The organism is Xylanibacter brevis P6B11 (genome assembly GCF_000621825.1).
Classification (GTDB): domain Bacteria; phylum Bacteroidota; class Bacteroidia; order Bacteroidales; family Bacteroidaceae; genus Prevotella; species Prevotella brevis.
This window is the reverse complement of sequence record NZ_KK211353.1, coordinates 26,065-48,937: the sequence shown is the minus strand read 5'-3', so window position 1 is coordinate 48,937 and position 22,873 is coordinate 26,065. Positions and strand designations below refer to the sequence as shown.

The following is a 22,873-nucleotide window of genomic DNA, read 5'->3' as shown; positions in this document are numbered from 1 at the left end:
TCTTTCATTATTACTGTAGTCATCCTTTCAACTGACAGGGTATCCAAAGCCAGAACGTAGAGCCGTGGCCCTCGCCCTCGCTGGTGACACCAATATCTCCGTTACAACGCTCGGCAATGCTCTTGCTGATGCTCAGTCCCAGTCCGGTACCCTGAACAAAGTCGTTGAGCTTCACGAAGCGTTTGAAAACATCTGCTTGTTTGTCTTTCGGGATGCCAGCGCCAGTGTCTTCACAATAGATGTAAAGACCCTTCTCGCTGTCGGATGGTCTGTTGGGACAGGTGGTGTATTGATAGCCCACCTTGATATGTCCCTCCTTTGTATATTTCACAGCGTTGGTCACGAAGTTGGTGACCACCTGCTGGATGCGTCCTTTGTCTATGCAGGTGTTGAACGACTGATAAGTGTTTTCAGCGATGAACGTTACGTTAGGATCCTGCACGCGCTGTCGCAAGGTCTCACAGATATCGTTGAATGCCACGGCGAAGTCCACATCTTCCGGATGGATAGACTGTGGTCCCTGGTTCATATCGGAAGCTTCGAGGATGTCGTCGATGAGTCTCATCAGCATATCGCAGTTGTTACGGATGATGCGGATGAACTCCTGTCGGTCCTCGGGCACATCGACCATCTGCAGCAGGTCAGAGAAGCCCACGATGGCATTCAGCGGTGTGCGTATTTCGTGGGTCATGTTGGCTAGGAAGGCACTCTTCAGTCGGCCCGAATTCTCGGCGCGCTGCGTCTCCTCCTTCAGTTTCTCCTGTGCTTCCATCAGTTCGCTGACATCCTTCACGATGCCCATGTAGCCCGTCTTCTTTCCGTCTTCATTATGGAAAGGAACACCGCTGATCAGGTACCACCCAGACTGGTCGTCGAGGAAGGTGCGGTCGAAGAGGTGCACCGTGTTGAGAGGCTTGTTGCTGCTCAGCAGTTCGCGCAAAGCTTGAGCTGCCTGTTGACGCTGCGAAATGTTGATGGAAGAGAGATACTCCTCGAAAGTCTCTGTATAGCCCTTGTCGCGCAGCGACTGTGAGAAGTGTATGATACCCTCTTTGTCGATGGTGTGCCATACAAACATCTTGCTGCTCTCCAGCAGGTAGTGCAGTTCACTCTCGTATTTCAAAATGGTGCTGTTGGCATCCTGCAGCTCTTTGTCGCGGTGCTGCTGTTCCAGATACGTCTTGCGCTCGTCGGTGATGTCGCGTGCTGCAAACATATAGAAGGCTCGGTTGCCCTCGTTGTCGAAGACAGGACGTATCTTGGCCTCGATAAACTGGTCAATGCCTATCTCCGGCTGATACATGTGCTGGCAGACGTGGAATTCTTCAGTCCTGTCGCGTTCGAAGTCTTTCTCCAGATGCGGCGTGTCAAACATGTTGACGTTGAGGTAGTATGTGTCGCCTTTATCGTCGAAATTACAAAGTTTGCGCATGGCTGGGTTCACATCTATCAAGGTGCCGTCGGGGGTGTAGAACGACATGGCAGATAGCGTACTCTCGAAAGCCCTTTTGTAGTTTTTGCCAAGTTCCGTCAGTTGGGCATCGGGCTGTTCCTCCTCATTGTTAATCTCATGGTGCTCCACGTAGTGGGTGATGGCCTTGAGCAGTCGGTTCTTTGACGTTGTGATGGCCAACTGCCTGTTCACTATGAAGAAAGCCACGGTCAGGATGATCCCCATCCCGACGATGACCAGGATGTTGATGGTGATGAATGATGCAAAGATCGTGTTCAGCAGTATCATAGTGAAGCCTTTCTTTCAATTGTTATTGCACTACATGGCAGGGTGATAACCACGGCTGTGCCCTTTCCTTCCTCCGAGTACACACTGATGGTGCCACCCATCTGCTGGAGTAGTTCCTTGCAGATGGCCAGTTCCAGACCCGTACCCTTGTTCATGCCCGATACGAAGCGTTCGAAGATGTGGGGCAGATTCTCCTTCTTGATGCCACATCCCGTATCTTCGATGGAGATAAACAGCTTTCCGTCGATATAGTCGTAGCGCGCATTGATAGAGCCCTGGTCCGTATAGGTGGCTGCGTTCTCAATGATTTGGCGGATGACATAGCCCACATGTGTGTCGTCGATTTCCACGAAGAGCTGGTTGTAGGGCTGTTCGATGTTGAGTTTCACGCCCTCTTTCTCGTGCTCTTCCCATCCCTTCTGGCAGTGGTTCACGAACGACTTACAGAAGTCTGTGGCTTTGGGATTGATTTCAATCATCTGTGCATCCAGTCGCGAAAGGAACAGGATGTCGTTGATGAGTCGCAGCAAGTGCGCTGAGTTGTTTTTGATCTCCTCGATGAACACCTGCTCGTCCTCTGGTGATGCCGCCTCGTCAAACAGTTCGGCAAAGCCGACAACGGTGTTCAGTGGCGTGCGAATCTCGTGACTCATATTGCGCAGGAACGTGTTCTTAATGCTCTCCACTTCTTGTGCGCGTGCCGTCTCGATGGCTAGCAGATGCTCGGTCCATTTTGTCTGGCTCACATCTCGGCAGATGCCAAAGTAAGACATCACCTGGCCTTGTTCATCGAAGACCGGCAGCAGGTCGAACTGCAGGTAAAGCACCTCTGTTCCTTTGTTACGGATGATGGTCTTGATATTGGTGGTGATGGGGTTCGATGTCCTGTTGTCCAGCAGTTTGAAAGTGTGTGTGAGCGTGTGCTTATAGGCATCGTCCACAAACACCATGCATCGTGCCTGGGTCAGCGTGTGGAGTTCCTTGTGGTTGCCATCAAAGATAGTCAGGTCGTGGGTGGTAGGTGAATACTTGATGATGCGCAGCCCGCCCACCTGTAGGATATAGTCGATGTTGTTGATATAGCTTGTGATTTCCTTGTTGACAACATCCAGTTGACGCGTGCCCTCTTTCAGTTTGCGGAAGGCATGGACAAACTCGCCCATGTCTCGCCCTGTGCTAAAGATATATTCCAACTTACCGTTCTCGTCGAAGACAGGCTTAAGCTGCATCTCGATATACACTGGTGGTTGGTCGGGTTGAGGCATGGCGGTGGTGCAGATATACACCTCGCGCTTTTTCATCTCCTCGATGATCGACTCGTCAAAGCTGTTGGATAGGGTGATGTTGCTGGCAATCAGTTCTTCGCGCGTCATGCGCAGAATCTTGGCCGACTCCTCGTTGACGTCGAGCATGGTGCCGTCGGGGGCAAAGATGGCCAGACCGGCAAAAGAAGAATCAAAGATGTTCTGGTAGCGCAGCAGCACATCTTTCTCTTGACTGATGCGCTGATGCTCTTTGGTGATGTCACGGCGAGCACCAAAGATCAAATACGGTTTACCGTTGGGACGGCGGTATAACGACAAGTCCAGACTGAAGTAGCGTGTCTCGTGCTTCTCGTTGGTCTCGTCTTCGTCCTGGATGAGCAGTGTCACCTTCTCCTCCTGGTTGTTGATCAGTCGGCCGAAGGCCTCGTTGACACGTGTGAAGTCGCCGTGCAAGTAATTGCGTGCAAACTCCAGTGCCCTCATCGTCTTGCAGGGGCGCCCATCATCATCAATCCACGAAAACGTCTGTCGGTCCACGTGATACACCCAAATCTTCATGTTCAGGGGTGCAATGATTTGCGACAACTTGCTCGACATCCTGGCGTTCTCCTGCCTTTTCTTCACCTCTTTGCGGTGCACATAGAAAAGGTAGCCTCCTGTTGAAAAGAACAGGAGCAAACAGATGACGTTGATGATGAAAGGTGTTAGTAGCAAGGCTTTTTAGTTATTTAGCGTTGTCTTACTTGTTGAGAATCTTTTTGACCTCGTTACCAATTTTCACGAGATAGACGCCTTTTTTCAGCGAGTTAGCACTGAGTGTGACAGACTCATTGGCTTTAAAAATCTCCTCGCCTTTCAGGTCGTATATGGTGCAGCGCTCGCCTTTGGCAATCTCAATGCGCAGCACACCATCGCGCAACTCAAACTTCGAAGCCATGTTCTGAGAGGTAATGCTTGTGAGGTCGCCAGCAGAGAAAAACATCTTCGACAGGCCAGAGAGAGGCAGACGCTGGGTGGTGCCATCGGTCATGGAGAGAATCATGTCGGAAGCATCGAACGTGATCTTGTTGATCTTGCTCACCTCAAAATTGCAGGCAGCGCCATCCTGACTGACGGTCAGATAGGCAAAATTATCGGCCATCATTTGGGTGCTGACTGTGAACAGCAGTGCTGTGATTAAACTTCTTAAAACCTTCATACATTTATAATAATTTTGTGGCAAAGATATAAATTATTTTGGAAAAAGTGAGCATTTCCTTTGTTTTTTTACAAAAAAAAATCCTTTTTGTTGCTCAATCAAAATAAAACCACTAAATTTGTCAACAGAAAATTAAATCACATTATTATGATAGACGTTAAAGAGACATTAAGTAAAAGTGAAGAGCGCATGGAGATGGCCGCTATGTACCTGGAGGAAGAGCTGAGCCGCATCCGTGCCGGACGTGCCAACGTGGCCATCCTCGATGGTGTGCGCGTGGAGTCATACGGAAGCAGAGTGCCCCTGAATCAGGTGGCTACGGTGAACTGTCCCGATGCGCGTACCATCGCCATCAAGCCTTGGGACAAGAAGCAGATTCGCGATATTGAAAAGGCCATCATGGACAGCGATGTAGGCATCACCCCCGAGAACAATGGCGAGGTGATCCGCTTGGCGCTGCCTCAGCCCACCGAGGAGCGTCGTCGTGACCTGGTGAAGCAGTGCAACAAGATTGCCGAGAAGGCTAAGGTTGAGGTGCGCAACGTGCGTTCTGACGTGAAAGACAAGCTGAAGAAGGCCATCAAAGACGGTCTGAGCGAGGACAACGAGAAGGATGCCGAGGCCGAGTTGCAGAAGTTGCACGACAAGTACATCAAGAAGCTCGACGAGCTGATTGAGGCCAAGAACAAGGAGATTATGACGGTTTAATGAAAGGACTGGTCATTAAGAATACAGGCAGCTGGTACACCGTCCGCATGGACGATGGCCAGCTGCTTGATTGTAAGATAAAGGGTAACTTCCGTCTGAAGGGCATTCGCACCACCAACCCCGTGGCCGTTGGCGACCGTGTGGAGGTGAATGGCGAAGGCTGGATTGTGGAGATAGAAGATCGCCGTAACTATATTATCCGAAAGAGTATCAACCTGTCGAAGCAGAGTCATATCCTGGCGGCTAATGTGGATCAGGCTTTCCTTGTTGTAACTATCAGTAAGCCAGAAACTTCAACTACGTTTATTGATCGTTTTCTTGCGTCGGCCGAGGCCTATCGTGTTCCCGTGGTGTTGGTGTTCAACAAGACCGACCTGCTGGATGCCGACGAGCTGCGCTACCAACAGATGATGGTGACACTCTATGAGACCATCGGTTATGAGTGTCGACAGATCTCTGCCAGCACGGGTGAGGGCGTGGACGCCCTGCGACAGATGCTGGAAGGCAAGGTGACTTTGCTGAGCGGCAACAGTGGCGTGGGCAAGTCAACACTGATCAACCGATTGGCGCCCCATGCTAATCTGCGCACTTCTGAGATTAGCGATGCCCACAACACGGGTATGCACACCACGACATTCAGTGAGATGATACCCATCGAACCTTCTGGCTACCTCATTGACACGCCGGGTATCAAGGGTTTTGGTACCTTCGACATGGAGCCTGAAGAGATCACGGGGTATTTCAAGGAGATCTTCCGTTTTTCTCGGGATTGTAAGTTTTCTAATTGTACGCACACGCATGAGCCTGGCTGTGCTGTGCTCAAGGCTCTGGAGAACCACTATATTTCTGCCAGTCGTTATCAGTCTTACCTCTCCATGCTGAATGACAAGGAAGAGGGAAAATACCGCGAGGGATTCTAGGTAGGCTTGTGATTGTCGGATATACGGCACGCTGTCGCGTGGAAATTATACAAAATTGGATTCATAATTTCTCAGGTTATAAAAAATATCATGTAGAATTTTTGATCAGATTTTGAAAAATTTTCCTGCGTAGCAGGCTTGAGATAGAAGAGATACGGCACGCTGTCGCGTGGAAATTATACAAAATTGAGTTCAGAATTTCTCAGGATTTCCCTGCGTAGCAGGCTTGGCAACATTATAAAAACATAGAAATTAAATAGATGAACTTAATAGAAGAGCATAATAAGCGCTATGAGTTCTTTCGGGAAATTACGGGCGAAGCAATGCTCGTACATAGGAAATATAAATCAGGCCTTTTGGAGTCTGCATATGAGGCAGCTCTTAAGTATCTGTTGGAACAGAAAGAACGTAAAGTAGAACGACAGGTTTTTCTCCCAATATACTGGGATAATGTACAGCTTGATCAGACTTATCGAATGGACTTAGTTGTTGATGACCAGATTATTGTGGAACTGAAAGCTGTATCGCATATTGAAACGGCTCATAGAAAACAATTATGGAACTATATGAATCTGACTCATATGCCTTATGGTATGTTAATCAACTTTGGTTCTGATCGTTTGTATTCTGAGTGGTATCAGCGTTGTTCTAACGGAACAATAGAAAAGATTAGGCTGTTGTGATGTGCTAGGCTTGAGATTGTCGGATAGACGGCACGCTACCGCGTGGAAATTATACAAAAATGAGTTCAGAATTTCTCAGGTTTTAAAAAAATATCATGTAGAATTTTGGATTAGATTTTGAAAAATTTTCCTGCGTAGCAGGCTTGAGATAGAAGAGATACGGCACGCTGTCGCGTGGAAATTATACAAAATTGAGTTCAGAATATCTCAGGTTATAAAAAAAATATCATGTAAAATTTTGGATCAGATTTTGAAAAATTTCCCTGCGTAGCAGGCTTAAAATAAAGAACAAATGATTATAGAAGTTACATCGTTGGCACAGGAGGGACTGGAGGTCTTTGGGAAATTGACCGAAGCACAGTTGAGAAATGCACTTGACCCCGAGAAAGGAATATTTATTGCAGAGAGTCCGAAAGTGATTCGGGTGGCTCTGGATGCTGGATATGTGCCTGTGTCACTGCTCTGCGAACGTAAGCATATTTCTGGCGATGCTGCTGATATCATTCAACGTTGTGGCGATATTCCAGTATATACCGGTGAACGTGAGCTGCTGGCACAACTGACTGGCTATACCCTGACACGAGGAGTGCTCTGTGCCATGCACCGTCCGCAGACTAAACCCTTGCATGATATTATTGGTGGCGCACGCCGTATCGTCGTCATTGATGGGGTGGTGGATACAACTAATATTGGTGCCATCTTCCGTTCTGCAGCTGCTTTGGGTATCGATGCCGTGCTGCTGACAAAGAATGCCTGCGACCCACTGAACCGACGGGCTGTTCGCGTGTCGATGGGTTCGGTGTTTCTGGTGCCCTGGACCTGGTTGGATAGTTACGACGAACTGACCGCGCTGGGCTTCAAGACCGTGGCAATGGCACTGACCGACAAGTCGATAGCTCTCGACGACCCCGTGCTGAAAGCCGAGCCTCGACTGGCCATCGTGATGGGCACCGAGGGCAACGGACTGCCTAAGGACACCATTGCCAGCACCGACTATGTGGTGCGCATCCCCATGGCTCATGGCGTTGACTCCCTCAATGTGGCGGCAGCAGCTGCTGTGGCTTTTTGGGAACTGGGAAAATAAAATGATGAGAAAAAGATAGGATTCACTACATTCCTGTCTTTTTTTTCTTATCTTTGCCCTCACAAACCAATTACTAATTTACAAAACTAATCAATGAAATCTGAATTTTGCGCTTTAATGGCACTTTTGCTGATGCTCGCTGGTAGCATGAATGCAGCGGAGCGACAGAAACTGTGTTTTAATGACGACTGGCGACTGACAGTAGGCGATTTCGTGGAAGCAAGCCTGCCAGACTTTGATGATAGTCAGTGGCAGCGGGTGACGCTGCCTTATGCATTCAATGGCGAAGAGGCCTTTCGCAAGGATATTGTGGACTTGACCGATACCATTTGCTGGTATCGCAAGACGTTCACCTTGACCCATGCTGATGTGCATGGAAAAGTATTCGTCGAGTTCGAAGGCGCCCGTCAGGGAGCTGATGTGTGGGTGAACGGTCAGAAGGTCGGATTCTCGGACAATGGTGTGATGGCTTTTGGCTTTGATATCACGCCGTTTGTCAAGGTGGGCAGCAACGTGATGGCCGTACGCTGCGACAACAGTTGGACGTATCGCGACCGCACTTTGAACAGTCGCTACCAGTGGAATGATAAGAATTTTAATGCCAACTATGGTGGTCTGCCAAAGAATGTGTGGCTACATATCACGGACAAGCTCTATCAGACATTGCCGCTCTACTCGAACCTCGGCACGACAGGAACCTATATCTATGCTACCGATTTCGATATCCCCAATCACCAAGCAACGATACACGTCGAATCGCAGATTCGCAACGAGGATGTCAAGCCCCGTTCGTTTATATTCTTAGCCAAAGTGCTTGACGTGGAAGGTAAAGAGGTCGCTAATTTTAATAGCGAGCGTCTGACAATGCAGCCTGGCGAAACACGTACTGTAAGAATACAGCAGCCTGTTAACAATCTGCATTTCTGGTCGTGGGGCTACGGCTATCTTTATACGGTGAAAACGGAACTGGTGGCCGATGGTGAAACCGTTGACAACGTCATGACCCGTACTGGTTTCCGCAAGACCCGTTTCGGTGATGGTAAGCTATGGCTGAACGACCGCGTGATGATGGTGCATGGTTATGCACAGCGTACCTCGAACGAATGGCCTGGTGTCGGTGTCAGTGTGCCGGCATGGCTGAGCGACTACTCAAACGCGCTGATGGTGGAGAGTGGGGCGAACATGGTACGCTGGATGCATGTGACGCCATGGAAACAAGATGTTGAGAGTTGCGACCGCGTGGGATTGCCACAGGCCATGCCTGCCGGTGATGCCGAGAAAGATGTGGACGGTGCCCGTTGGCAACAGCGCACCGCACTGATGCGTGATGCCATCGTCTATAACCGCAACAACCCCTCAATCCTGTTTTATGAAAGTGGCAACGAGAGTATCAGTCGTGAACATATGTTAGAGATGAAAGCCCTTCGCAATCAGTACGACCCCTATGGCGGACGAGCTATCGGTAGTCGTGAGATGCTTGACATCGATGAGGCAGAATATGGTGGTGAGATGCTGTATATCAACAAGAGCAAGAAACACCCGATGTGGGCGATGGAATACTGTCGTGACGAGGGCTTGCGCAAATACTGGGATGAGCAGAGCTACCCCTACCACAAGGAGGGTGACGGTCCGCTGTACCGTGGTAAACCAGCGAATGAATACAACCATAACATGGATGCGTTTGCCGTGGAGATGGTGCGCCGCTGGTATGACTACTGGCGAGAACGTCCCGGAACAGGCACACGGGTGTCGGCTGGCGGTGTGAAGATCGTGTTCAGCGATACGAACACCCATCACCGCGGCGAGAAGCACTACCGTACCAGTGGTGTTGTTGACGCCATGCGTATTCCCAAGGATGCTTTCTATGCCCACCAGGTGATGTGGAACGGATGGGTGGAGCCAGAGACAGCAAAGACCTATATCGTGGGACATTGGAGCCTCTGCCCCAGTCCATCTACAAAGGGAGAGGGGAGTGGTCTTGTTAAACCCGTCTATGTAGTATCGACGGCCGACAGCGTTGAGCTGTTCCTGAACGGACGGTCGCTCGGCCAGGGTAAGCAGAGCTATCGCTACCTCTTTACCTTCGATCATGTGCCCTTTGAACCCGGAACATTGGAGGCTGTAGGTTCAGACGGAAGTCGGTATCAACTGGAGACAGCGGGTGAACCCTACCAGCTGAAGCTTACTACAATAGCGAATCCGCAGGGCATCAAGGCCGACGGTGCCGATATGGTGTTGGTACAAGTAGAGGTGGTCGATAAACAGGGACGTCGCTGTCCGCTGGATGATAGAAAGGTACATTTCTCATTATGGGGAGAAGCCCGATGGATTGGCAGCATCGAGTCTGCCGCCATGTCGGTGCCGATAGTATGTGGTGTGAACAGGGTGCTGGTGCGAACAACCACGAATGCTGGCGAGATCAATCTTTCTGCCTATGCCGAGGGACTGAAACCCGCCTATGTGTCGATGAACAGCGTAAAAACCCATTGTCATGCTTCGCTGCTTCCCGGACTATTCAACCGAGGCGAGACACCGCTGACCCCTTCCTATACACCACAGTCACGCGGCATAGAGATTGTGTCGGCCAAGGCCGGTTATGATGGTCAGCACGCTGTTTGTAGCTATGATGACAATGAGTTGTCGGAATGGAAAAACGACGGACGACTCGCTACGGCATGGATTACCTATCGGTTGGCGAAGAAAGCCGTGGTAGATGATATCTGTCTGAAACTGACCGGGTGGCGTCTGCGCAGTTATCCAATAGAAGTGTATGCTGGTAAGACCCTGATATGGAGCGGTGAGACCGAACGTAGCCTGGGGTATATCCATCTGACGCCGACCAAGCGTGTGAAGACCAATGAGATAACCATCCGACTGAAAGGTGCCGGTAAGGATCAAGATGCATTTGGCGGTATTGTAGAGGTTGCAGAACCTGCTGCCGGCGAGCTTGACCTGTTTAAAGCTAGAAATGGCGGAGAGACAAAAAATGAGTTGCGCATCGTGGAAATAGAATTTATAGAACGGATATAGTTAGAGAGTCATTTTTTTTTCGTACTTTTGCACCTCGTAACTAGACCATTAAAAAAAACAATGATGAATCGCAAGATTTTCTTTGCGATGTCGCTATTGGCTATGGCGGCATCGGCACAGGTGAAGACCGATGTGAAGGTCTTTAATCTGGCAGGTCCGTATGCGGTGAAGACACCACAGCAGATGGACTCTGTGAACGTGAAAGGTGATAAGTTTGACGAGAAAAGTCTGCTTGGCGACCTGGCCCTGAGCAGTCAGCCACAGACCACCTTCGAGGGTTGTGTGTTGCCTTCGCTGGCCGACAGCAAGAGCGTGGGTGTGCTGAGCTTTTATGTGAACAACAGTGATTTCACGAAGGGTACTATCAGCGTGAAAGGTCCTAAGAACTGCAAGGTTTATGTGGATGGACAAGAGGTGATGGGCGAAGTGAAGCTGGCTCCCGAACACCACGAGGTGGCCATCCGCTTCCTGGCTCAGCCCTCGGATAGCGACAGCGTTCGGGTGACCATGGATATGACACGTGCATTAACGCCCGTTGTCACCAAGCAGCACCCCTATATGGTGCACGACCTGACCGACGGAAAACGCGTACGTAACATCTCGCTGTCGGCCGATGGAAAGTATGTGATGGTGGCTTATCAGACCACAGCCCGTGGTGGCAAGAGCCAGTGGAGCTACGAGTTGCGAGACGTGAAGAGTCAGCGCCTGCTGGCACGCCCCGCGGCGATGGCCGAATGGATGCCCCGCAGTTGTGCCTATATCGAAGAGGAATATCTGGGCGACAAGCGTGTGCTCTACAAGGTGGACCCTGTGACGGGCCAGCGCACGCAGTGGGCCTATGATGTGCCTCGCGAGGGCTATACCATCAGTCCTACGGAAGACTATATCATCTTTACAGGCACGGAGGAAGGCCCCAAAGAGGATGCCGACGTCTATCAGGTGCTGGAGATGGACGACCGTCAGCCGGGCTGGCGTTCGCGCTACTACCTGAAGCGCTACGACATTGCCACCGGCCTGTGCCAGCGCATCACCTTCGGACGTCAGACCACCTATCTCTCGGACATTTCGCAGGACGGTAAGAAGTTGCTGGTGGTTTCGTCATACTCTCGTTTGGCCAAGCGCCCCACAGAGGTGCAGGATGTGTTTATCATCGATGCCCAGACACTGAAGACCGACACGCTGATGCAGTGTGCGGGATTCCTGGGCGGCGGCACTTTCTCGCCCGACGGCAGTCAGATCATCTTCACGGGTACGCCCGAGGCCTTCGACCGCATCGGTTGTCAGTTGGCTGCCGACGTGACACCCAGCATGACCGAAAACGAGCTGTTCCTCTATGACATCGCCACAAAGCAGGTGAAGCCCCTGACCAAGGACTTCGATCCCTCGCTGACGGGCGGCGTGAATTGGTCGGCAGCCGATGGCATGGTCTATTTCCGTGCTGAGTGTCGCGACTATGTCTATCTGTATCAGCTCAATCCAAAGAACGGTAGGATCCAGCGCCTGCCCGTGAATGGCGACAATATCTACCGCCTGGACATGGCTTCGCATGCCGGCACCGTGGCTTATCTCTCTTATAAAACCATGGAGCCAGCCTCTGCCTATGTGACCACCAACCCCGCCAAGAAAGGCAGCGAGGTGCTGTTGTTTGATGGTTGTAAAGCCCTGGGCGATGCCGAGCTGGGCACCTGCGAGGACTGGAACTTCACCAACTCGAAGGGTGACACCGTCTATGGACGCCTCTATCTGCCAAAAGACTTTGATGCGACGAAGAAATATCCCATGATTGTTTATTACTATGGCGGTTGCTCGCCCACCAGTCGTTATTTCGAGTCACCCTATGCCCCTCAGTATTGGAACTCGTTGGGCTATGTGGCCTATATCATCGAACCCAGTGGTGCCACCGGCTTCGGTCAGGAGTGGGCTTCGCGCCACGTGAACACCGCCGGTCGCGGACCTGCTGAGGATATCATCGAGGGCACGAAGAAGATCTGTGAGGCTCATCCCTTTATTAATAAGGAGAAAATCGGTTGTATGGGTGCATCGTATGGCGGTTTCATGACGCAGTATCTGCAGACACAGACCGATATCTTTGCTGCAGCCGTGAGTCATGCAGGCATTGCCAACCACACCAGCTACTGGGGACAGGGCTATTGGGGCTATAACTACAGTGAGGTGTCGATGGCCAACAGCTATCCTTGGAGCCATCGCGACCTCTACGTCAACCAGTCGCCTCTGTTCAATGCCGACAAGATTCACACGCCGCTGCTTCTGCTGCATGGCGATGCCGACACCAACGTGCCTCTGGTAGAGAGTCTGCAGATGTTTACGGCCTTGAAGCTCCTCGGTCGCGAGGTAGCTCTGGTGCAGGTGAAGGGTGAGAATCATCACATCCTTGACTACTCTAAGAAAGAGAAATGGTTGGCCACACAGATGGCATGGTTCGCCCGTTGGCTGAAGGATGATCCTAGTTGGTGGGATGCGCTTTATCCTGCAAAAGGCCTGTAATAGGTCGCCAGTTGCAGAGGAGGTTCCTTTGCAAGATTTATATACGGAATAGTAAAGAGGTCGTGTCAATAGTAACAGACACGACCTCTTTTCGGTACAGAATAGAACAGGTACCCGTCCCTGGGGTTCACTGCGGATCATTTTTTTCTTAAAGAGTATTAAAAAGAATACTTTTTTGATGCTTTTATTTGCTAAATGGTATTCTTTTTATTACCTTTGCGCCAACATTAAGTATAAACATGAAAGCATATAAGGTTATTGAAGTCATCAAAATGCTTGAAGCTGACGGATGGGTCCTTGTAGCCACCAAAGGTGACCATCGACAATATAAGCATCCTCAGAAGAAAGGCAAGGTGACTATCAGAGGACATAAAAATGAGGTGTTAAGCCAATTTCTCTTGAATAGTATTTGGAAACAGGCAGGTTGGAAATAATAAAAAAGTAATGGAGATGGAAAAAATTATTGTAAATGTATCTTGGTGTAACAAGAATTATGGTGCAGCTCTGAGCGAGAACGTGCCTGGTGCAGTGGTTGTTACTGCCAAAACGTACAACGAACTTATTGATGAAGTACGCAACACACTCAACTTCCATGTAGAAGGAATGATTGCAGATGGCGATGATGTTCCCCAGTGGCTTCGCGATGGCGACTACAAATTCGAGTATCATCTGGATGCTGCAGCCTTGCTGCAAATGTGCTCTCCTTATGCCTCCATTGCTGCAATCAGCCGTGTTTCAGGTATCAATCAGCACCAGCTGAGCCACTATGCCAACGGTATTAAAAAGCCTCGTCCAGAACAGCGCCGTCGCATCGTTGAAGGTCTGCACAAAATAGGCCGTGAACTTATTGCTGTGGAATAACACTTTTTTATAGATGCACAACGGCAGGTATCATGTTGATGACCTGCCGTAGAGATTACGTTCAAGTTCATAACTTCCAATTCTTTTGTTATTTTTCGCTGCCGTCATCTTTTCATAGAGTTTGGAGTCTCTAGCCTACCACATAAAGTTTTCGTCCATAAAAGATGAATAGCACTTGAAACAACACCAAACAACCATATAGGAGCACCATAAATAGCAAAAACTCGATTCGTAAATACAATTTCTTTCGTCATATAGTCAATGGAACAGGTACCCGTCCCTGCGGTTTACCTGCGGTTCATGTCACTGATACGGCCTCTTTTGCTATGGAATAGTGGCGCTATTATTTGCTTAAAGTGGCACTTTTGTGGTGCAAAAGTGGTTGTTTTGGTCTGATTCTAGACTCTAGAATGTGCATTTCTAGAGTCTAGAAACCACCTTTCTAGACTCTAGATTTATCATTTCTAAAGTCTAGAATGTTTTTGTTTAGAGTTTAGGATGGTCTTTATAGTTTAGAAATGATGTTTCAAAAGCTCAGCTTTTTGCGCAATATACCGCCGTTTTAAGCTGTTGTTTTGGGCTGTCTTTCTGGAGCTAACAAACTGAAAAAACGTTTTTTATTTTGTTCTTTACTCACTTATTCGTAACTTTGCAGCATGAATATAGATGAATTAAAGGATAAACGCATCGCTGTGCTCTTGTCGGGTGGCGTGGATAGCAGTGTGGTGGTGTATGAGTTTGCACGACTGGGCCTGCAGCCTGACTGCTTCTATATCAAGATAGGTCCCGAGGAGGAAGAGGAGTGGGACTGCTCGAGCGAGGAAGATCTGGAAATGGCTACCGCCGTGGCCCGTAAGTATGGCTGCAAGTTGGAAGTGGTGGATTGTCATCAGGAATACTGGAACCAGGTGACGGCCTACACCATGGATAAGGTGAAGGCGGGACTGACTCCCAATCCCGATGTGATGTGCAACCGACTGATTAAGTTTGGTGCCTTCCACGAGAAGCGTGGACACGACTACGACCTGATTGCCACCGGCCACTATGCGCAAAAGGAAACCTCCCCAAGCCCCTCCCAAGGAGGGGTTGTCTCATGGCTCTGCACTAGTCCTGACCCGGTGAAGGATCAGACCGACTTCCTGGCACAGATATACGACTGGCAGTTGGAAAAAGCGATCTTTCCCATCGGTCACTATGTGAAGGACGAGGTGCGCACCATTGCTGAGCGCGAACATCTGGTGAACGCCAAGCGTCGTGACTCACAAGGCATCTGCTTTCTGGGAAAGATCAACTATACGGACTATATAAAAAGGTACGTGGGCGAACAGCAGGGCGACGTGCTGGAGCTGGAGACGGGCAAGCTGATCGGTAAGCACAACGGCCACTGGTTCTACACCATCGGACAGCGTAAAGGCTTAGGCTTTGGCGGCGGCCCCTGGTTCATCGTGAAGAAAGATGTGGCGCAGAACCTGCTATATGTGTCGCATGGTTACGATCCTGAGACTGCCTATAAGCAGGACTTCCCCATACATGGATTTCACAGCATCAATGGCGAGATGCCAGGCGAACAGATCACGTTCAAGATTCGTCATACGCCAGAGTTCCATGAGGCCACACTGGAAAAGACCGGCGAGGGAAGTTTCATCGTACACTCGAAAGATCCGATCCACGGCGTGGCACCGGGACAGTTCTGCGTGGTGTATGATGCCGAGCATCACCGTTGCTACGGATCGGCAGAGATTACAATATAACCCCCTCTAAATCTCCCCAAGGGGAGACTTTTTACGAACTCCTCCTTCTTTTCTCCTCCCGAAGGAGGGAGAAAAGAAGGAGGGGTTATTTGAATATCTTAAACTCATAGCCTTGCTCTTTCAGCCATTTGATGCTGGCGGGCAACGCTGTCTTCAGCTTCTCGATGGACTTCAGAGAGTCGTGAAACGTGATGATAGACCCGTTGCGCGCATAGCGCTTCACGTTGTTGAGGATATCCTCGGCCGTCATCCATTTAGAATAGTCGCGCGTCACGAGGTCCCACATCACCACCTTATACTTTCTGCTGAGCCACGCATACTGGTCCAGACGCATCCACCCATGGGGTGGGCGCATGAAGTGGCTGTGGATATAGGCGTTGGCCTTCTCCACGTTATAGCTATAGTCGTGGAGCGAATGGCGGAAACCGCTGATATGATTATGGGTGTGATTGCCCACCTGATGACCCTCGTCTAGTATCTGTTGAAACAGCTCTGGATATTTCCTCACGTTGTCGCCCACCATGAAGAAAGTGGCCTTGATGCCCTCTTTGCGCAAGATATCCAGGATGAAAGGTGTGGACTCTGGGATGGGACCGTCGTCGAACGTCAGATAGACTGAACGTTCGTGACGGTCCATTCGCCATAATGCTTTAGGATAAAGCCATCTCAGATAGACGGCGGGTTGTTCAATAATCATTTAAATAAGGGTGCGGTTTAGCGTAGCTTGCCGCCTTTGCTTACAAATGTGTTCATGAATTGCTGCCACTCGGCTGTGTAGTTGGCTGCGAGTGCAGGGTCAACATCCTCGGCAATCGAGATGAGGCTCTGCATGATATAGAACTGAATGCGGCAATCGCTGGCAGACATCAAGAACAGGTTCTTGTCGAGTGAGAGATAGAACTCTACATACTGCTTGTCACGGTTCCATACCTGAGACAACAGATCCTTTGCCTTTGCCTTGTTGCCAATCAGCGAATAGGCCAGCGCCATGTCGAGTGAGCCGCCCTGGTACTCATGAGGAATATTGCGGGCAGGCAGCATCTCTTCAGACTTAGCCAGCACCTTGGCAGCCTTGTCGTTCTCGCCCTTGTAGGCCAGCTCTGTAGCCAACTTAGCCAGCAGACGACGGTGGGTGTAGCACATGCGCATGACGGTCTCGTCGAGATAGATGCGCTCGGCATTGACATTACCATATTTAAAGCGGTTCATCACATTGTCGTAGGTCTTGTCGGTATCGAAGTCGGTCATGCCTTCCAGCGGACGACCATTCACGTTGGTAGTGAACGGTGTGATGCGGTTGGCCAGACCCTCCTGTACGAAGTTGTCGCCCAGATTCATGTAGTTCTCCTGACCGACGGTGTAGGCCACGTAGAGAGGACGCTCCCAGTTGCAGTTGGCCAACAGCTCCAGCATCATCAGCTTGCTCTTGTCCAGAGAGTTGAGACCCTTTAGCGAGATGACCATGCGGTCGGGGATAGAGTCGCCCTGCATCAGCATGCCACTACGCTTCACAGCCTCCTTGTCGATAGTCATATAGAGCGTGTCGGTGGGGATGACCTGCAGTTCGGGATTCTTAGAGCGCACCCAGTATTTCAGTACGTTCTTCAGTTCGAACGGCTCGTCGCCGAAGTTCTGGCGTGCAGCCTCAGGATCCTGCTTGTAGTAGTTCAGCACCTCCTTTTTGAAGTTGGGCTCGATGTGGATATACTCGTTGGTGCCAGAGCAATACTCCAGACGGCTCCATGAGATGGGCAGTGCGGGAGAGTCGAAGGCGGGTCGAATCATCTGGTCGATATACCAGTCGGTCTGCAGATAAGAGAGGTTGCAGACACGCGCGTCGGTGCGAACGCCCTCCACATCCTGGTTGTACCACAAGGGGAAGGTGTCGTTATCGCCATTGGTGAAGATGATAGGATTGCCCTCGGCCTGCATCGACATGAGGTAGTTCTGTCCGAAGTCGCGACAGGTGTAGCGACCAGAGCGGTCGTGGTCGTCCCAGGTCTGCGAGGCCATCTGAATGGGGATCAGCACCGTTACGGCAGCGACACCGGCAGCGATGGCCACGGGGTTGACGTTCTTCAGCTTCTTGAGCAGCAGGTCGTAGATAGCCACTACGCCCAGACCGCACCAGATAGCATAAGCATAGAACGAACCAGCATAAGCATAGTCACGTTCGCGTGGCTGCTCGGGTGTCTGGTTCAGGTAGATGACGATGGCCAGACCTGTCATGAAGAACAGGAAGAAGACCACCCAGAACTGCTTGACGCCTTTCTGTCCGCGTGCCATGATCTGCCAGAAGAGACCTATCAGACCCAGAATCAGAGGCAGACAGTAGAACACGTTATGACCCTTGTTGTTCTTCAGGTCGTCGGGCAGTTTAGACTGGTCGCCCAGACGTGCATTATCGATGAATGGGATACCACTCAGCCAGTTGCCCTTCTCTACACCGCCATGACCCTGGATGTCGTTCTGACGACCTGCAAAGTTCCACAGGAAGTAGCGCCAGTACATCCAGTTGCACTGGTAGGAGATGAAGAAGCGCAGGTTCTCGAGCATGGTGGGAATCTTCACCGTCTCGCCCTCGCGATAGTTAGAAGGCATCTGTCGTCCCTCGACGCCTCCCAGCCAACTCTCGTAGGCATCGATATGGCGAGGACTGTTAGAATACATGCGTGGGAAGAACATGTTCTGCGCATAGATGGGCTTGTCCTTGGTGCTGACCACAAAGTAGCGGTCGGGCTCGTCGGCACTGGCCTTCTCTTTGCGCTGGTACATGGGAGCGCCCTGATCCATCTTCACACGTCCGTCTTTGCCAACGGCATATTCAGAGTTGTAGGCTTGACCGTAGAGCAGTGGGCGATAGCCATACTGGTCGCGGCTCAGGTAGTTGCCCAGCGTGAAGATATCCTCAGGAGAATTCTGGTCCATGGGTGGGTTGGCCGATGAGCGGATGACGATGACGGCATAGGTAGAATAGCCAATCATCAGCATGAGCATGCTCAGCAGCATGGTGTTCTTCAAACGTGCAGAAACCAGTGGCTGTGACTGGCCGTTGCTCTTTCTTCTGTAGATCAAGATGAACCACAGGGCAACGAGGGCGATGATGCCAATGATGGCAGCCGACCATCCGTAGCCGTAGAAGGGAATGCCCAGCATGCCTACAGAAAGTAGGAAGGCACAGTTCTGACGAATCCAGCTGCTGCGGGTGTCCTTGGCATTCTGAGTCTCGTAGATGGCCCAGATGACGATGCCAACCAAGAGGATCAAGTAGATATACTCACCGGTGTTGAACGGACAACCCAGCGTGTTGACAAAAAAGAGCTCAAACCATCCGCCTACGGTGATGATGCCAGGCACTACGCCATAGAGCACGGCAGCCAGGATGATGACTGACACACCCAGTGCTACAAATGAGCCCAGCGCATTGGCGTTGGGGAAGCGCTTGTAATAGTAAACCAGCACAATGGCAGGCAGACACAGCAGGTTCAGCAGATGGACACCAATGCTGAGGCCCACCATATACATTATAAGTACCAGCCAACGGTCTGCATGGGGTTCGTCGGCATGGTCTTCCCATTTCAGTATCAGCCAGAATACCACGGCGGTGAAGGCCGATGAGTAGGCATATACCTCGCCCTCGACAGCAGAGAACCAGAAGGTGTCACTGAAGGTATAGATGAGCGCACCCACCAGACCAGAAGCCTCGATGGCGATGGTCTTGGCCAGTGTCAGCTCGCTCCATTGGTTGATGACCAGACGGCGAGACAGGTGCGTGATGCTCCAAAAGAGGAACAATATGCAGACGGCCGACAGCAACGCACTCATCATGTTGACCATGTAGGCCACGTGCGATGGATCGCTGGTGAACTGTGAGAAGAGGTTAGCAGTCAACATGAAGAATGGTGCACCGGGTGGGTGACCAATTTCCAATTTGTAGCCTGTCGTAATAAACTCAGGACAGTCCCAGAAAGAGGCTGTCGGCTCGATGGTTGAACAATATACAACGGCAGCAATCAAGAAGGTTAGCCAGCCAACAATATTGTCCACGAGACGAAATTGTTTCATTGTTAATGAGTAATTTTTTAACGTTAAAATACAAATGATAGCTTCTATATAACTAAGGTTACTGACCCCACCTCCTGCCCCTCCCCTACAAGGGAGGGGAGAGAGGCGGCTTCCTCTGCGGTTCTCCCCTCCCTTGTAGGGGAGGGGCAGGGGGTGGGGGCAGTATTGTTATTATTCATGTCTGCTTTCGTCTATTCGAAAAGTTTGCTGCAAAGGTAGTAATTTTAGTGAAAAGAGCGATGTGAAAAGATAAGAAAATGCGCCTGTTGCACAATTATTAACAGAATAAACGCTCTGCACCATAGACCAATAGCCAGTAGCGCAGGAATTTCCCAATGGCGATGCTGATAAACGAAATGACAACGTTGGAACGTAGAAATCCCAGCGTGACGGTGATGGCACTGCCCAATACGGGCAGGAAGGCAAAGAAGCCCATCCATGCCCCGCGGCCGGCCATGAAGCGCTCGGCCCGGTCCATCTTCTCTTTCTTGATCTTTAGGTATTTCTCAATCCATTCCAGTTTGCCCATACGCCCGATGCCATAGTTGAAGAAGGAGCCCAGCACATTGCCAATGGTGCCATAGACAACCAGTGTCCAGGAGTCGATGCCCGGTGTTGCCATCAGTCCCAGCATGACGGCCTCGCTGGAAAACGGGAACACGCTGCCAGCCAGGAATGCCGCCACCAGCATGCCCATATAGCCATAGCTCGTGAGGAGGTCAATTATCCATTCCATATCTCGAGAAGCTTCAGGTTGACGATTTCTGTCAGCGACTCGTTGACGCTGATGACAGAAAGGATGATCATGAAGGCTAAGGTGATGAAGAATAGATAGTTGGTGATCTTAGAATTGTTGAGTGTGAAGAAATGGGCGGCAAAAGGACAGGCGCAGATGATGATGACACGGATGAGCATGTCGTAATACTGCGGCTGTAACAGCACGAAGATGCCGAGCGCCAATACCATCCACTGCAGGAAACCGTAGTATTGGCGTGTGCGGATGCGCTCTTCGTAGCTCTTGCTCCAGAAATTGATAGCACCTAGCACGAAGAGGATGGCAATGATGAGGAAGATAACGACACGGATGGGTGTTAGGAGTTGATCTTCTGTAGGTGCCTGCCAGTTGAATAGGGGTTCGAAGTTCGCGGTAAGAACATTGAATTCCTGATTGTAGATAAGCCAGGAACCTATCAGCCAATAGGGTGTGATGGTGCCTAGAATCGAGGCGAGCCAGGTGTGGAAGCTCAATGACTGAAGCATCAGGAGCGTCAAGAGCCACATCAAAGGTATGAAATAGAGTGCCTTGACAAAGAAAAGACTGGCAATGCCCAAGACGACGTAGGCGAAGAACGTGTGGCCTACGTCTTGCGGATTCTGATAGGTGGATAACAGCAGGAAGATGGTCACCACGGCACAGATGCCAATGATGCCTGCACTCGTAGAATGGTAGTTGAATGCGCAGCAGGATGATAACATCATAAGTGCCGATGTGACCATCCAGCTGCGCAAGCGTAGGAATATCAGATGCTTGCTCATCTCTACCATCAGGTAGCATGTAGCAGCCATCAACGCCATCTGTAACCATAGATGATGCGTGAACAGACCGGCAGCAATCCATGTGATGAAACAATAGATGGCACTGCTGTAAAGGGTCAGTATGCTCTCGCTGATATGGTTATGTAGGCGTTTCTCCATATCAATGTGTTATTATAGGTCGGCGCCTATGTCACGACGGAAATACTGGTCGGTGAACTTGATCTTCTGGGCTTCGGTGAACGACTTCTTGAGCGCCTCTTCCTTGTTGGCACCATAAGAAGAAACGGCAATGACACGACCACCATTGGTGACAACCTGTCCGTCTTTCAGTGCTGTTCCTGCGTGGAAGACGATGCTGCCCTCTACCTGTTCGATGCCTGTGATGGGGTAGCCCTTCTTGTAAGCCTCGGGATAACCGCCAGAAACCAGCATGACGCAAACGGCTGCACGCTCGTCGAACACGATGGAACGCTGATCGAGATTGCCTTCAGCAACGCCTTCAAACAGGTCAACGATGTCGCTCTTCAAGCGGAGCATGACGCTCTCGGTCTCGGGGTCGCCCATACGACAGTTGTACTCGATGACCATGGGTTCGCCTTTGACGTTGATAAGACCGAAGAAGATAAAACCTTTATAGTCGATGCCTTCTGCTTTCAGACCTTCTACTGTGGGACGGATGATGCGGTCCTCAACCTTCTGCATCCACTCTTTGGTGGCAAAAGGAACGGGCGAAACACTACCCATACCACCGGTGTTCAGACCTGTGTCGCCCTCGCCGATGCGCTTGTAGTCCTTGGCCTCGGGCAGAATCTTATAGTGGTCGCCGTCTGTGAGGACGAATACAGAACACTCGATGCCGCTGAGGAACTCCTCAATCACCACACGACTGGATGCGTTGCCAAACATGCCGCCAAGCATCTCTTTCAATTCCTTCTGGGCCTCCTCCAGGGTGGGGAGAATCAGCACACCCTTACCGGCACAAAGGCCGTCGGCCTTCAGCACATAGGGAGCCTCTAATGTCTCAAGGAACTTCAGTCCTTCCTCCAGGTGCTCACCGTCGAATGTGGCATATTTAGCTGTGGGAATGTTGTGGCGCATCATGAATGCCTTAGCGAAGTCTTTAGAGCCTTCCAGCACTGCACCAGCCTTTGAAGGACCGACAACGGGGATGTTCTTGGTGCGGGGATCGTTCTTCAAATCGTCATAGATACCCTTTACCAAGGGATCCTCAGGACCAACAACGACCATGTTCACCTGGTTCTCGACCACAAAAGCCTTGATGGCCTCGAAATCGTCAGCCTTGATGTTGACATTGGTGCCAACATTAGCAGTACCGGCATTGCCTGGTGCAATAAAAAGTTTCTCAACACGCTCACTTTGAGCAATCTTCCAAGCCAAGGCGTGCTCACGGCCGCCACTTCCTAACAATAAAATCTTCATACTCTGTGTGGTTGATTGAAAAATCGAGTGCAAAGTTACGCTTTTTAATTGAAAAAGTAAGGTTTTTGCATGAGAATTATTTATTT

18 protein-coding genes are annotated in these 22,873 nt (G+C 50.5%); 9 read left to right on the top strand and 9 right to left on the bottom strand.

Features of this window, described 5'->3' with window-relative positions:
- Nucleotides 1-19 precede the first annotated feature (19 nt).
- The 3 genes from T496_RS14550 to T496_RS0111695 are packed head-to-tail and all read right to left on the bottom strand — an operon-like array spanning nucleotide 20 to nucleotide 4,204.
- A complete protein-coding gene (locus tag T496_RS14550; protein ID WP_052342222.1) occupies nucleotides 20-1,741 on the bottom strand; it encodes a PAS domain-containing sensor histidine kinase in 1,722 nt (573 codons plus the stop codon).
- On the bottom strand, nucleotides 1,738-3,720 hold the full coding sequence (locus tag T496_RS0111700; protein WP_155808890.1) for a PAS domain-containing sensor histidine kinase: 1,983 nt from the start codon (nucleotides 3,718-3,720) through the stop codon (nucleotides 1,738-1,740). Before T496_RS0111700 ends, T496_RS14550 begins: the two co-directional genes overlap by 4 nt.
- 25 nt (nucleotides 3,721-3,745) lie before the next feature.
- Nucleotides 3,746-4,204, bottom strand: a complete 459-nt coding sequence (locus tag T496_RS0111695) for a T9SS type A sorting domain-containing protein (protein WP_027450917.1) — start codon at nucleotides 4,202-4,204, stop codon at nucleotides 3,746-3,748.
- 147 nt (nucleotides 4,205-4,351) lie between these two features.
- On the opposite strand from T496_RS0111695, the gene frr reads away from it, so the two are divergent.
- The 8 genes from frr to T496_RS0111655 all read left to right on the top strand — a co-directional run bounded on the left by frr (nucleotide 4,352) and on the right by T496_RS0111655 (nucleotide 13,995).
- Nucleotides 4,352-4,912, top strand: a complete 561-nt coding sequence (frr, locus tag T496_RS0111690; RefSeq protein WP_027450916.1) for a ribosome recycling factor — start codon at nucleotides 4,352-4,354, stop codon at nucleotides 4,910-4,912.
- Nucleotides 4,912-5,832, top strand: coding sequence for a ribosome small subunit-dependent GTPase A (gene rsgA, locus T496_RS0111685; RefSeq protein ID WP_027450915.1), 921 nt, complete (start codon nucleotides 4,912-4,914; stop codon nucleotides 5,830-5,832). Before frr ends, rsgA begins: the two co-directional genes overlap by 1 nt.
- Before the next feature lie 260 nt (nucleotides 5,833-6,092).
- Entirely contained in the window at nucleotides 6,093-6,515 is a 423-nt protein-coding gene (locus T496_RS0111680) for a GxxExxY protein (RefSeq protein ID WP_027450914.1), read from the top strand.
- A 292-nt stretch (nucleotides 6,516-6,807) separates the two neighbouring features.
- A complete protein-coding gene (locus T496_RS0111675) occupies nucleotides 6,808-7,599 on the top strand; it encodes a TrmH family RNA methyltransferase (protein WP_027450913.1) in 792 nt (263 codons plus the stop codon).
- A gap of 93 nt (nucleotides 7,600-7,692) precedes the next feature.
- Nucleotides 7,693-10,629 (top strand): glycoside hydrolase family 2 protein, encoded by a 2,937-nt coding sequence (locus T496_RS0111670; RefSeq protein ID WP_027450912.1) that lies wholly within the window; start codon nucleotides 7,693-7,695, stop codon nucleotides 10,627-10,629.
- A gap of 60 nt (nucleotides 10,630-10,689) precedes the next feature.
- The gene (locus T496_RS0111665) at nucleotides 10,690-13,134 is read left to right on the top strand and encodes an alpha/beta hydrolase family protein (RefSeq protein WP_052342221.1); all 2,445 of its coding nucleotides are present in this window, start codon (nucleotides 10,690-10,692) and stop codon (nucleotides 13,132-13,134) included.
- 239 nt (nucleotides 13,135-13,373) lie between these two features.
- The gene (locus T496_RS0111660) at nucleotides 13,374-13,568 is read left to right on the top strand and encodes a type II toxin-antitoxin system HicA family toxin (RefSeq protein ID WP_027450910.1); all 195 of its coding nucleotides are present in this window, start codon (nucleotides 13,374-13,376) and stop codon (nucleotides 13,566-13,568) included.
- Between the two features lie 16 nt (nucleotides 13,569-13,584).
- A complete protein-coding gene (locus T496_RS0111655; RefSeq protein WP_027450909.1) occupies nucleotides 13,585-13,995 on the top strand; it encodes a hypothetical protein in 411 nt (136 codons plus the stop codon).
- Between the two features lie 104 nt (nucleotides 13,996-14,099).
- On the opposite strand, the gene T496_RS15395 is transcribed toward T496_RS0111655, so the two are convergent.
- Nucleotides 14,100-14,249 carry a type IIL restriction-modification enzyme MmeI gene (locus tag T496_RS15395; RefSeq protein WP_394331351.1) on the bottom strand — a complete coding sequence of 50 codons (150 nt, stop codon included), beginning with the start codon at nucleotides 14,247-14,249 and terminating at the stop codon, nucleotides 14,100-14,102.
- 402 nt (nucleotides 14,250-14,651) lie between these two features.
- Here T496_RS15395 and mnmA point away from each other — a divergent pair, with 402 nt between their 5' ends.
- Nucleotides 14,652-15,746, top strand: coding sequence for a tRNA 2-thiouridine(34) synthase MnmA (gene mnmA, locus T496_RS0111650; protein ID WP_027450908.1), 1,095 nt, complete (start codon nucleotides 14,652-14,654; stop codon nucleotides 15,744-15,746).
- A gap of 85 nt (nucleotides 15,747-15,831) precedes the next feature.
- Here the strand turns inward: mnmA and T496_RS0111645 are convergent, their stop codons facing one another.
- From T496_RS0111645 to purD, 5 genes are all read right to left on the bottom strand, one after another.
- Complete coding sequence (locus T496_RS0111645; protein WP_027450907.1) at nucleotides 15,832-16,443, bottom strand: polysaccharide deacetylase family protein; 612 nt, start codon at nucleotides 16,441-16,443, stop codon at nucleotides 15,832-15,834.
- 17 nt (nucleotides 16,444-16,460) lie between these two features.
- Nucleotides 16,461-19,811 carry a protein O-mannosyl-transferase family gene (locus T496_RS0111640; RefSeq protein ID WP_027450906.1) on the bottom strand — a complete coding sequence of 1,117 codons (3,351 nt, stop codon included), beginning with the start codon at nucleotides 19,809-19,811 and terminating at the stop codon, nucleotides 16,461-16,463.
- A gap of 277 nt (nucleotides 19,812-20,088) precedes the next feature.
- Nucleotides 20,089-20,547, bottom strand: coding sequence for a YqaA family protein (locus T496_RS0111635; RefSeq protein ID WP_027450905.1), 459 nt, complete (start codon nucleotides 20,545-20,547; stop codon nucleotides 20,089-20,091).
- A complete protein-coding gene (locus T496_RS0111630) occupies nucleotides 20,535-21,506 on the bottom strand; it encodes a hypothetical protein (protein ID WP_027450904.1) in 972 nt (323 codons plus the stop codon). Before T496_RS0111630 ends, T496_RS0111635 begins: the two co-directional genes overlap by 13 nt.
- A 12-nt stretch (nucleotides 21,507-21,518) precedes the next feature.
- A complete protein-coding gene (gene purD / locus T496_RS0111625; RefSeq protein ID WP_027450903.1) occupies nucleotides 21,519-22,787 on the bottom strand; it encodes a phosphoribosylamine--glycine ligase in 1,269 nt (422 codons plus the stop codon).
- Nucleotides 22,788-22,873: the final 86 nt, after the last annotated feature.